Origin of the sequence: Gilliamella sp. Fer1-1, assembly GCF_001690825.1 — a bacterium.
Lineage (GTDB): Bacteria > Pseudomonadota > Gammaproteobacteria > Enterobacterales > Orbaceae > Gilliamella > Gilliamella apicola_C.
This window is the reverse complement of the sequence record NZ_LZGX01000009.1, coordinates 1-11,492: the sequence shown is the minus strand read 5'-3', so window position 1 is coordinate 11,492 and position 11,492 is coordinate 1. Positions and strand designations below refer to the sequence as shown.

16 protein-coding genes are annotated in these 11,492 nt (G+C 37.7%); all 16 read left to right on the top strand.

Translation table 11 applies throughout. From position 1 onward, the window contains the following. The first annotated feature begins 512 nt into the window (after nt 1-512). Entirely contained in the window at nt 513-1,025 is a 513-nt protein-coding gene (locus A9G28_RS00540; protein ID WP_065579441.1) for a Rha family transcriptional regulator, read from the top strand. 9 nt (nt 1,026-1,034) lie between these two features. Beyond that, on the top strand, nt 1,035-1,637 hold the full coding sequence (locus A9G28_RS00535) for a hypothetical protein (protein WP_065579440.1): 603 nt from the start codon (nt 1,035-1,037) through the stop codon (nt 1,635-1,637). Next, nucleotides 1,637-3,139 carry a terminase gene (locus tag A9G28_RS00530; protein WP_065579439.1) on the top strand — a complete coding sequence of 501 codons (1,503 nt, stop codon included), beginning with the start codon at nt 1,637-1,639 and terminating at the stop codon, nt 3,137-3,139. The genes A9G28_RS00535 and A9G28_RS00530 overlap by 1 nt, the downstream gene beginning before the upstream one ends. Beyond that, complete coding sequence (locus A9G28_RS00525) at nt 3,139-4,515, top strand: DUF4055 domain-containing protein (protein WP_065579438.1); 1,377 nt, start codon at nt 3,139-3,141, stop codon at nt 4,513-4,515. Before A9G28_RS00530 ends, A9G28_RS00525 begins: the two co-directional genes overlap by 1 nt. A gap of 8 nt (nt 4,516-4,523) precedes the next feature. Next, on the top strand, nt 4,524-5,597 hold the full coding sequence (locus A9G28_RS00520) for a hypothetical protein (RefSeq protein ID WP_065579437.1): 1,074 nt from the start codon (nt 4,524-4,526) through the stop codon (nt 5,595-5,597). A gap of 76 nt (nt 5,598-5,673) precedes the next feature. Next, complete coding sequence (locus A9G28_RS00515) at nt 5,674-6,444, top strand: hypothetical protein (protein WP_065579436.1); 771 nt, start codon at nt 5,674-5,676, stop codon at nt 6,442-6,444. Nucleotides 6,445-6,458: 14 nt separating this feature from the next. Then, nucleotides 6,459-7,457 carry a major capsid protein gene (locus tag A9G28_RS00510; protein ID WP_065579435.1) on the top strand — a complete coding sequence of 333 codons (999 nt, stop codon included), beginning with the start codon at nt 6,459-6,461 and terminating at the stop codon, nt 7,455-7,457. Nucleotides 7,458-7,491: 34 nt separating this feature from the next. After that, entirely contained in the window at nt 7,492-7,971 is a 480-nt protein-coding gene (locus tag A9G28_RS00505; RefSeq protein ID WP_065579434.1) for a DnaT-like ssDNA-binding protein, read from the top strand. Then, entirely contained in the window at nt 7,971-8,324 is a 354-nt protein-coding gene (locus tag A9G28_RS00500; RefSeq protein WP_065579433.1) for a hypothetical protein, read from the top strand. Before A9G28_RS00505 ends, A9G28_RS00500 begins: the two co-directional genes overlap by 1 nt. Further along, on the top strand, nt 8,325-8,774 hold the full coding sequence (locus A9G28_RS00495) for an HK97 gp10 family phage protein (protein WP_065579432.1): 450 nt from the start codon (nt 8,325-8,327) through the stop codon (nt 8,772-8,774). Between the two features lie 3 nt (nt 8,775-8,777). Further along, nucleotides 8,778-9,185: a phage tail terminator-like protein gene (locus tag A9G28_RS00490; RefSeq protein WP_081301466.1), complete on the top strand. Its 408-nt coding sequence runs from the start codon at nt 8,778-8,780 to the stop codon at nt 9,183-9,185. 21 nt (nt 9,186-9,206) lie between these two features. Beyond that, a complete protein-coding gene (locus A9G28_RS00485; protein WP_065579431.1) occupies nt 9,207-9,866 on the top strand; it encodes a phage tail protein in 660 nt (219 codons plus the stop codon). A 12-nt stretch (nt 9,867-9,878) separates the two neighbouring features. Next, a complete protein-coding gene (locus tag A9G28_RS00480) occupies nt 9,879-10,190 on the top strand; it encodes a phage tail assembly chaperone (protein ID WP_065579430.1) in 312 nt (103 codons plus the stop codon). Beyond that, on the top strand, nt 10,190-10,495 hold the full coding sequence (locus A9G28_RS00475) for a DUF1799 domain-containing protein (RefSeq protein ID WP_218057297.1): 306 nt from the start codon (nt 10,190-10,192) through the stop codon (nt 10,493-10,495). Before A9G28_RS00480 ends, A9G28_RS00475 begins: the two co-directional genes overlap by 1 nt. Nucleotides 10,496-10,576: 81 nt before the next feature. Continuing rightward, nucleotides 10,577-10,933: a DUF2513 domain-containing protein gene (locus A9G28_RS00470; protein ID WP_065568164.1), complete on the top strand. Its 357-nt coding sequence runs from the start codon at nt 10,577-10,579 to the stop codon at nt 10,931-10,933. A gap of 39 nt (nt 10,934-10,972) precedes the next feature. Then, nucleotides 10,973-11,492: hypothetical protein (locus A9G28_RS00465; protein ID WP_141674651.1), on the top strand; the 520-nt coding region annotated here is incomplete at its 3' end.

The following is an 11,492-nucleotide window of genomic DNA, read 5'->3' as shown; positions in this document are numbered from 1 at the left end:
CTCTATTCATTTCGTTGTCGGAAATTCTGAATAATAAAAAATTATACGTTTTAGCTATATTAATATACGTTTTAATTGCATTTTATATAATCCATTCTAGCTATTGTTTATACGCAATAAAAGAAAAGAAATTAAACTTTAAAGGTTTTATCAAAAGCGTGAGAGAACATTTTAGAGAGCTTTGTGGTTTTCTTTTATGTATATTTTTCAGTATGTCTCTTTTAAGTTTAACCTTTTCTGCAACAGTTTTTCTCAATATGCTATCTTTTAACTCATAGCATTTTAATGTTGCTAATATAAAATTTATTAAACCGCCTCGTGCGGTTTTTTTATGCCTGAAATGTTTGAAACACCACAAACCCAATTCAATTTTCAATCAATCATAATGCCATCACACGGCAAATATTAACCAAGAGCTTTACAGAATGAGCCTGAGAGAATGACAGCTAATGTCTGAACTCTTGGGGCTGTTTATTCTGTGTGACTTAGGCTCATTCTATAAAGAACATAATATGAATATTATTAAATTTGATTTTAATGAAATGGTTACTTTACAAGGTAATCAAGTAATGACCACATCTTTAAAGGTTGCCGAGTATTTCGGTAAAAGCCATAAGAATGTTTTAAGAGCAATAAAAAATTTGGAGTGTTCAGATGATTTTACAAAACTCAATTTTGAGCTTTGCTATGAAATCAATCACTTACAAAATAATAAGCCGCAACCTTTTTATAAAATGACTAAAGATGGCTTTATATTCTTAATTATGGGCTTCACAGGTAAAGCGGCAGCGCAGATAAAAGAGGCGTACATTAATGCGTTCAACTGGATGGCTGAGCAGCTCACTAAATTACAAAATAGCTACATGAAGCAACATAACGATTTGATGCTTGAGTATATGAAAGAAAAAGATGTAGCTAGCATGTCAGGGCGTTTATTACGGCGTTGGGGCAAAGAGAAGAAGCCAAATTTAATAAACAGGATGCAAAAACTACAAGAACAATCACAAATTCAATTATTAGTTTAAGGAAGGATTATGATAAAGCCGGACTGGGAGGCTATCGAATCAGCCTACAGGGCTGGGGTACTGTCTATAAGAGAGATAGCAAGCAAAAATGGGATCACCGACGGAGCTATTAGAAAAAGAGCAAAAAAAGAAAATTGGTCCAGAGACTTATCAGAAAAGATTAAAAATAAATCTGATGAATTGGTACGCACTAAAGAGGTACGCACAAAGGTACGCACGGAAAACGTGTTATCAGAAAGGATATTAATTGAAGCTAATGCCGAAGTAATAGCTAATATTCGCATGGAACATCGGGGCGATATTCGTAAAGCACGTAATATTACTAACGCATTATTTGAAGAGCTTGGTACTGAATGTGCAGATATAGAAGCATTCAAGAAACTTGGTGAGCTATTAGTAAATCCTGACCAGAACGGCAGGGACAAACTCAATGAAGTTTATATGTCCGTCATATCAATGCCAGAAAGAGTTAAATCAATGAAAGCATTAAGTGAAACACTTAAAAACTTAATCACTTTAGAGCGACAAGCTTACAACATAGATGACATACCAAAGGACAACTCGATTAATCAGCTATCTGACTTAATGGATAAATTATCGCAGGAGGTGTAATGTTATCTCCTGAACATTTAAGAAAACTCAGCAATAAACTTTGGCGTTTAAATAATCTCTACCGAATCACAGATAAAACAGGTAAACAAATTCGTTTCACAATGACACCTGAGCAGCTTGAATACTTTGAAGGTATGCACACTCGAAATATCATCCTAAAGGCTCGTCAATTAGGATTTACTACCGAGGTGTGCATTATTCAGCTAGACGCGGTATTATTTGAATCAGCCAAGTGTGCGTTGATTGCTCATACTCTAAATGATGCTAAACGATTATTTAGAGAAAAAGTAAAATATGCGTATGACAGGTTGCCAGAAGAAATAAAGCAAGCGAATCCTGCTAGTAATGATGCCGCAGGTGAGTTGGTATTTAAAAAAGGCGGCTCGCTTTATGTATCAACTTCATTTCGAGGCGGTACACTGCGTTACTTACATGTTTCTGAGTTTGGTAAAATTTGTGCAAAATTCCCCGATAAAGCTAAAGAAATCGTCACTGGTGCTTTTGAAGCTGTTGCTACAGGGTGTTTCATTACAATAGAAAGCACCGCAGAGGGTAAAAGCGGTTATTTTTATGATTACTGTAATACCGCAGAAAAAGCACATATTCAAGGCAAAACATTATCCTCGTTGGATTGGAAATTTTTCTTCTTCTCTTGGTGGAAGAATCCTCTTTATGCGATAGAGCCAGTTGAGCCGATGCCAACTCGGTTAGAAGAGTATTTTAGTGAAATAAAAGCTAAGCATGGCATTATATTGACCGAACAGCAAAAAGCTTGGTATCACGCAAAAGAGAAAACACTTGGTGATGATATGAAGCGTGAGTATCCATCCATCCCAAGTGAGGCATTCGAACAATCAATCGAGGGTGCTTACTATGCAAGGCAATTCAGAGAACTATACAAAGAAAAACGCATTACCACGCTACCCGATAATAGCCATTTAGATGTTTACACTTATTGGGATTTGGGGGGCGGTGATTCAACTGCCATCTGGTTTGTACGTAAAGTGGGTGAAGAATTTCACATCATCGACTACTACGAAAATAGTGGCGAGGGCCTCAGACACTATATGAAGGTCCTTAAAGACAAGGCACAAAAACTTGGCTATGAATATGCTGAGCACTGGGCACCGCACGATATTGATAATCGTGAATTATCGGGTGATGGTAAGAGCCGTAAACAGATTGCAAAAGAAGGCTATGAAATTGACGGCGAGAAATACAGCATCAATTTTAAAGTTGTACCTAAATTAGGTGTTGATGATGGCATCGAATCAGTTCGTGAAATTCTCCCTCTTTGTGCATTTGATTCAAGCAAATGCGAACAAGGTATTGCTAATTTAGAAGCCTATCGAAAAGCATGGGATGATAAAAATGGTTGCTGGCGAGATAAACCGCTTCATGACCACACATCACACGGCGCGGATGCGTTTAGATATTTTGCTGTGGCTAATCGAAATGCACGCAGACAAGCTTTTACAATTCAAATGGGAACAACATTCTAATGAATAATGACATCACTTTTATTCGGCCAGAGTTCAAACAGGCATCAATCAACTGGGAAAAAATGCGGGATGTTTGTGCTGGTGCTGAAATAATAAAATCAAAAGGCAATCAGTATTTACCTTTTTTAGATCCAACTGACAAAAGTGAGCGAAACAAAAAGCGCAACCACGATTATGTGTCCAGGGCTGTTTTTTATAATATTACAGGGCATAGCAAAATTGGCTTAATCGGCATGGCTTTTCGAAAAGATCCTGTTGTTAGCGTGCCTGATAAATTGGACTATCTAAAAATCAACGCAGACGGCGCAGGAACTAGTATTTATCAACAATCACAGTCAACCCTTGAATCAGTGTTAGAGGTTGGTAGGCATGGATTATATGTTGATTATAATTCTGATTCTAATGAAACCGTGATATTGACGTATAAAGCTGAAGACATCATCAACTGGCGCACTGAACGAATTAATGGAAAAGATAAATTAGTCCTTGTTGTTCTTCGTGAGGTTGTAGAAATTCCCGACGGGTATGGTTTTAAAGACATCACGCAATACAGAGAATTAGCACTAGAAGATGGCGCGTTTATTTGTCGAGTGTGGAGGCGAAAAAGTGATAGTTCTAGTGGTCCATATGAGATAAGTTCTGAGTACAAACCAACGCCAGCAGGAAAAGGGAAATGGGAAGAAATACCATTCACTTTCGTGGGCGCTCAAAACAACGACCCAACAATTGATGATTCCCCTTTATCTTCATTAATTGAAATCAATTTAGGACACTATCGTAATAGTGCTGATTATGAGGACAGTTTATTTTTTTGTGGGCAGGTTCAACCAGCAATCATTGGATTAGATACTGAATGGCGAGATTTCTTGGAAAAGAACGGCGTCAAAATTGGATCTCGCACCCCATTATTACTGCCTAAAGGCGGTAATTTTGTTTACGCCCAAGCGCAGCCCAACACGCTTGCAAAGGAAGGAATGGACACTAAGCGAGATTATATGGTTGCGCTTGGAGCTAGATTAATAGAACAAAACTCATCAGCTAAAACCGCAACACAAGCAAACGGAGATCAAACAGCATCAACATCGGTACTTGGTATTTGTTGCTCAAATGTCTCCGAGGCTTACACTATTGCTATTAAATGGTGCGCTCATTATTTAGGTTTATCGGTGGATGATGTTATTTACTCTATTAATCAGGAGTTTATTGCTAAAGTGGCAGATTCAGGCATGATCACATCGATTGTAAGCTCATGGCAATCTGGTGCTATTCGTGACGAAGATATGGTTCGTGCAATGCAAAAAATAGACCTAATTGATCCTAGTGCTGACCCTAATGATGTAATGCAAGAGCTGAAAGACGCTGAACCTCAACTATGAGGTAATTTATGACAATCAATAAAAGGCTTCGTGATGAGGCCATTTTTCATCGTGTGAATCTTGTTGGTTATGAAAACAACCTAATAAAAGAATCATTAAAATTGCTGAATATTGTTGATAAACAATTAACAGCGCAGCTTTATGTAGCATTAGAGGATATGACGGCCAGTGAATTTAAAATATCACGGCTAGAATCAATGCTCAGTAGTGTTAAATCATTAAATTCATTTTCTGATTATTTATTTGGTGAATTGAACTTATTTTGTGAGCATGAAAGTCATTACCAATATTCACTATTTGAATCATTGCTACCAGATAACGTTTTAGCCAAATATCCACTTATGCAAATATCGCCAAATCAGCTATTTACCGCGGTAAAAAACAAGCCGTTTCAGGGACGTTTGTTATCTGAATGGGTAAGCAATATTGAGGATGATAGGCTTAAACGTGTTACCAATGCCGTTAGAACTGGTTATGCAACAGGTGAAACCACCGAACAGATTATCAAAAGAGTTAGAGGGACAAAAAAGAATAATTATAAAGATGGTGTGTTGGAAATCGGCAAGAGAAACGCATCATCATTAATTCATTCTGCTATATCTCATACTGCTGCGCTATCTCGTAATGAGTTCGGTCAAGCCAATAGTGATTTGATAAAAGGAAAACAATGGTTATCTACGCTAGATACTAGCACCACTCCGATGTGCATGATTCGAGATTTAAAGGTTTATTCACTGGATAACAAACCTATAGGCCATGACATCCACTACGGTGACGGACCAGGCAGACTTCATTTTTGTTGCCGTTCTGTTGAAACATTTATTCTAAAAAGCTATCGAGAGCTTGGAATTGATATTGACGAAACGCCAACAGGCACGAGAGCATCAATGGATGGGCAGATTCCTGCTAAAACCTCATATCTCGAATGGTTGAAGAGCCAATCAAAAGAAAGGCAGGAGCAGATATTGGGTGTGGAACGAGCTAGATTATTAAGAAGTGGCGAGATTACACCAGAAAAATTCTTTACTCGTGATGGGCATCTTTTAACAATCCATGAGTTAAACAAAACAATAGATAAATAAATATTCATTAACATCTAAGGTCGCTATATGCGGCCTTTTTTATTTTAAGAGCAAAGCTTAACCCTAAGGAAAAATTATGTTATTTAGAGAAATCAATCGAAAATTCTACTCACAAGCACCAGAAGGTGGGGGTGCGGGCGGTGGTGGAGCAGTGATTACACCAGAAATGCAAGCAATAATTGATAAAACTGTTGAAGAAAACACGCAAGGCTTAAAAAATAAAAATAACGAATTATTAGGTAAGCAAAAGGCATTATCTGAAAAACTAAAGCAGTTTGAAGGGATTGATCCTGACGCCGTCAAAACAATTTTACAGCGATTTTCAGATGATGAAGAAGCAAAACTTATTTCAGCAGGGAAAATCGATGAGGTATTAAACAAACGCACAGAGCGGTTTAGAAGCGAGTTTGATAAAAAACTCAAAGCAGAACAAGAACGAGCCGATAGCGCGCAAAAGAAAGCTGAAAAGTATAGCAGTATTGTGCTTAGCAACAAAATGACTAATGCAGCATTGAAAGCGGGAGCATTACCAGAAGCATTAGAAGATATTAGTTTACGTGCCAAAGGCATGTTTATTTTAAGTGATGACGGCGAGGCTGTCGCAGTAGGACAAGATGGCGAACCTTTACTTGGTAAAGACGGTAAAACTCCGTTATCACCTCAAGAGTGGGTGGAATCATTAAAAGATAATGCTCCACACCTATTTCCAAGAGCCGAAGGCACAGGAAGTGGAGGGCACAAATCAGGTGGCACAAATCTAGTCCGCTCAAAAATGACCAGTGCGGAAAAACACAATTACATCCAGAAGCATGGTCAACCAGCATATTTAAAATTACCAAAAGATTAAGAGGAAGTTAAATAATGGCAACAACAGTAAATACAGATTTAATTATTTATGATGATTTAGCACAAACTGCTTTTTTGGAGCGACGTCAAGATAATCTAGATGTGTTCAATACCGCATCAAACGGGGCGATTTTGATTGATAATGAATTAATTGAAGGCGATTTTCGAAAACGTGCATTTTATAAGGTGAACGGTTCTATTGATCCGCGTGATGTTAATTCCGTCAACGCTATTACAGGCAAAAAAATTGGCGCAGGAGAGGCGGTAGGCGTCAAAGTACCATGGAAATACGGTCCATATGAAACAACCGAAGAAGCTTTCAAGCGTCGCGGTCGTGATGTTTCTGAATTCTCGGAGGTGATCGGAGTTGATGTGGCCGATGCTACGTTAGAGGGTTACATCAAATATGCGATTAATTCATTAATGGCAGCCGTCGGTGCTAATACTGAAATGACAGTAACCGCAGATATCGCGACCGATGGGAAGAAAACATTAACCAAGGGATTGCGCAAATATGGCGATAAATTCAATCGTGTTGCGTTGTTTGTTATGCACTCTACAACCTATTTTGACATTGTAGATCAGGCAATGGATAACAAGCTGTACGAAGAAGCTGGCGTTGTAGTTTATGGCGGTCAACCAGGCACATTAGGTAAACCTGTATTGGTTACCGATTCTGCACCAGTTGATGCGATTTTAGGTTTAGTTGCAAGTGCTGTAAAAATCACTGAATCACAAGCGCCGGGATTCCGCTCTTACGACATCAACGACCAAGAAAACTTGGCTATCGGTTATCGTGCTGAGGGTACAGTTAATGTTGATTTACTCGGGTATAGCTGGGATACATCAAAGGGCGCAAACCCAGATTTAACCAAGCTTGGCGACGGTGCTAACTGGAAAAAACACTTTGATAGCAACAAATCAACCGCTGGTGTTTTAATTAAATTAGCGCCGTCTGGATATAGTCTAGAGACGCCAGAAGCCGGCAATAAAGGCAATAAAGGCAATAAATAAATAAGGGCTTTACGCCCTTTTTTTGGAGCGATGAATGATAACTACAGATCATAATTCCAACTCTTTTAATAGTTATGCCAGCGTTGATGATTTGGAGAATTTTGCTGACGCAAGAGGTATACAATTACCAGAAAAAAAAGAGCCGTTACTCATTAAAGCGATGGATTATCTGAATGGGTTAAATTGGGCAGGACAAAAAGCTAGGCCCGATCAGCCATTACCTTTTCCTCGAAAAGATATGGCAATTGACGGCTATTTTTTACCTAGCGGAATCATTCCCGTTCAAGTTGTTACTGCTCAATGCATGCTAGCTGTTGAGGCTATTTCGGGTGATTTATTACCTAGTGTACGTGAAGCTCCAGTAAAATCGGAATCTTTAGCCGGTGCGCTTGCGGTATCTTATGCAGTTGATGAATCCGGCTTTAAACCGCAGTATACGGCTGTTATGTCAATATTGGGCGATTTGGTTGTTAGCAATGGATTCTCAATAAATTGTATTGCTGAGAGGTCGTAATGGGCAGCTTTTATGAACGTTCATCTAATACGGCATTAAGGCTTCTGTCAAAGTACGGAATTGAATACTCCGTGTTAAGAAAAGGCAAAGTTTCGATTGTTAACGGCAAGGAAGTTATTACTGGGAATCAAACGTTTACAGCAATTGGCGTAAAAACTAACTACAACCCGATTGAAATTGACGGAACAGCCATCCAGTCTGGAGATATTCAAATGATTTTTGCCGCTAATATTGAGCTGAAAATTAATGATATTGTAACTGTTGATGATGAAAAATATCTGATTAAACAGCCTAATCCTGTAAAACCTGCTGACACGCTCATCTGTTACAAGGCGCAACTAAGGAGGGCTTGAATGTCAAATAGCAACAACTTTATATCATCTATAAATGCGTTTGTAGACAAAGCGAAAGCCAAAAATGAGCTTGTAGTTAAAAAGGCTAGCCTCGAAATATTACAGGACATTATCAGAATGTCACCTGTCGGGCAACCAGAATTATGGCAAGGTTATGCTCCTAAGGGGTATACCGGAGGGCGTTTTCGTGGTAACTGGCAGGTAACTTTTGATATTCCTGCTACAAACGAGCTTGATAGAATAGATCCGTCAGGAATGGATACTCTAAAGGATGGAATAGAACAAATTGGTCGCTATACTGGTGGCGTTCAATCAATCTATTTCACTAACAATCTACCTTATAGCGTAAGACTTGAATTTGGTCACTCTAAACAAGCACCTAACGGCATGGTTAGGGTAGCCGCGCTAAATGCTCAGGTTCACTTTGAAAACGCCGCAAGAGGAGGCTAACAATTGATTTCGACAATCTCTGAATTGCTGGAATCGCATTTAAATATCATTGCTAATAGATTAAATTTACCGATAATTTATGAAAACATTGAAGCCGCACCAAACGACGAAATCTACTTGAAATCCACCATATTGCCGGCCATGACCACTAGTTTTGATTTGGATGGCGATTCAAGGATTTACAAGGGGATTTACCAAGTTGGCATTGTTGCTCCAATTAATACAGGTAAATCGCGCTCACAGCAGATATCAGAAGCGATTATTAATCATTTTCAACTCAACACTGAGTTAATCAAAGATAATTTTTCACTTTATATCCATTCCGTTCCAAGTGCTTATCCAGCAATCACGGATAAAACCACTTACACAATACCAATCAGCATGAATTACCGTGCTGATACATTAATTTAATTAAATTTAGGAGTTTTAATTATGGGTTTTGCATTACCTAACGGTGCACGTGTTTACGTGCAAAAAACAAAAGGCGAGGCTTTAGCATTTGAAACTATTACAAACGCCAAAGAAGCTGTTGTCACATTAAAAGCAAATCACGGACTTGCGGTTAGCGACGAGGTTCTAATTAATTCGGGTTGGCCTAAATTAAACAATGTTGTTGCTAAAGTTATTCGTGTTAACAACACCGAAGTAACACTTGGCAACATTAATACTAACGATGTAAACACATTCCCTGATGGTGAAGGGGTTGGCTCTCTGACAAAAATCACGGCGTGGGAGCGATTACCTCAGATTAAAGAGGTATCAACGGAAGGTGGTGAGCAACAATATGTACAAATTCAATTTCTTGAAGACGACAAAGAAAAGCAGTTGCCAACCATAAAGTCAGCAAAAAGCAAAAGCTTCACAGTTGCCCATGATAGCTCATTGCCTGTTTACGCGCTATTGCAAGTGTTGGATCAAACAAATGATATTGTAGCGATGAAAATGTATGTACCAAAAGCAAAAGAAACTCGCTACGACGCGGTACGCGTGTCGTTTGACCCAACGCCTGAAACAGCTATTAACGAAATTGAAACTGTAAAAATCAATACAACAGTCGAATCACCCGCAATCACATTTTACAAAGATAAATAAGGATATAACTAAATGGCAAAATTTAAATTAGTCGCAGAACCAACGTTTAAATGTAATGTTTTAATTCCGCGCGCAGGTCAAGAGGACGGGCAAATCGAACTAACCTTTAACCATTACTCAGCAGATAAACTCACTAAAATTGAAGATGAAGTTAAAGATAAACAAATTATCGATCTTGTAATGAAAATAGTTCAAGGTTGGAGTTTGGATGAAGAATTTAATCAAGAAAATATGCAAATCTTATTAAATAACTATCCTGCTGCTTGGCGTGCGATAACCGATACATACTATAAAGAAATGTTAGGTCAACGCGAAAAAAACTAATTGAACTTGCCATTGCTCTATATACCCCCGAGCCATCAAAAGATGAACTGGCGGCATTCGGTCTAACCGAAGATGATTACGCTGATGAGTATGTAGAAATATGGCAAGATAATTTAGATGCTTTTAAGTTATTCAAGTCAATGTCCACCCAGTGGCGCACAAGCATGGGTGGCGTTACAGGGCTTGATTACAATTGTTTGCCATGGGTTATGAAAGTTAACAATATAGCTGAAAACGAGACTATTTTTAATGATATTCAAATAATGGAAAGTGAAGCCCTGAAATTAATAAATAAAGTTAAATAACTGGCGAAAAATCAGTTGTTTTAAAATAAGTTAATTAATAAACTAATTAATAAATAAAATAGGTTGGATTTAGGAGTAAATATGAAAAGAGATTGGGAATTAGTCAGAAAAATAATGATTGCCATTGAAGAAGCTCCTTCTGACATGCATATATCATCCTTTTCTATTGATGGTTACAATCCTGAATTCGTTGGTTATCACTTAAAATTACTAAGTGATGCCAGATTAATCGACGCTATTGACGCTAGTAGTGATGATATGCGTTACGAATATTATGCACAAGAGCTAACATTAGCGGGGCATGAATTTTTAGATAATATTAGAAGCGACACTAATTGGAATAAAATTAAAAAAATAGTAAAAGATAAAGGATTAGAATTAACATTTGATACTGTTAAATCAGCGGCATCTTATATGGTTATGAATCTTTTTTCATAAGACGATTCAATATTACAGGAATAGAATGAGAACATACCAATGACCATGATAATAGCAGCAAATTTAGGTGAATATGTAGTATTAGCCGCGGACAAAAGGGCGGTGATGCTTGATGCTGATGGACTTAGTTCTTATGTTGTCTCTGATGATACAAAAAAGATTGTTGATTGCAAATGCTTTGGTGTTACAGGTATGGGCTATGTAGAGATACTAGATGATTTTAAATCCATGGTATGTAAAGCAAAAATGAACTCTACTGATATTTTTATATCTTTAGCTAAAAAAGCTTATTTTAAGAATTTCACAACTCACAACTACAAATTATCTAAAACAAAATATTTGGTTGCCTACATTACCGAACTCAATAATTTCCTCTTGCCAAGAGTTGCAATTATTGAGGCGGGCAACCCAAATGACTTAATTATAGTTGATGATATTACAATCCTTTGCAAAGTAACTAAAGGCACAAATGAAACCTTACGAGACTTTTTAAAAGAAAATTTAAAAGTTCCAGATGAGAAAATTGCAAGTGAACAAAAATTAATATTTGAAAACATAG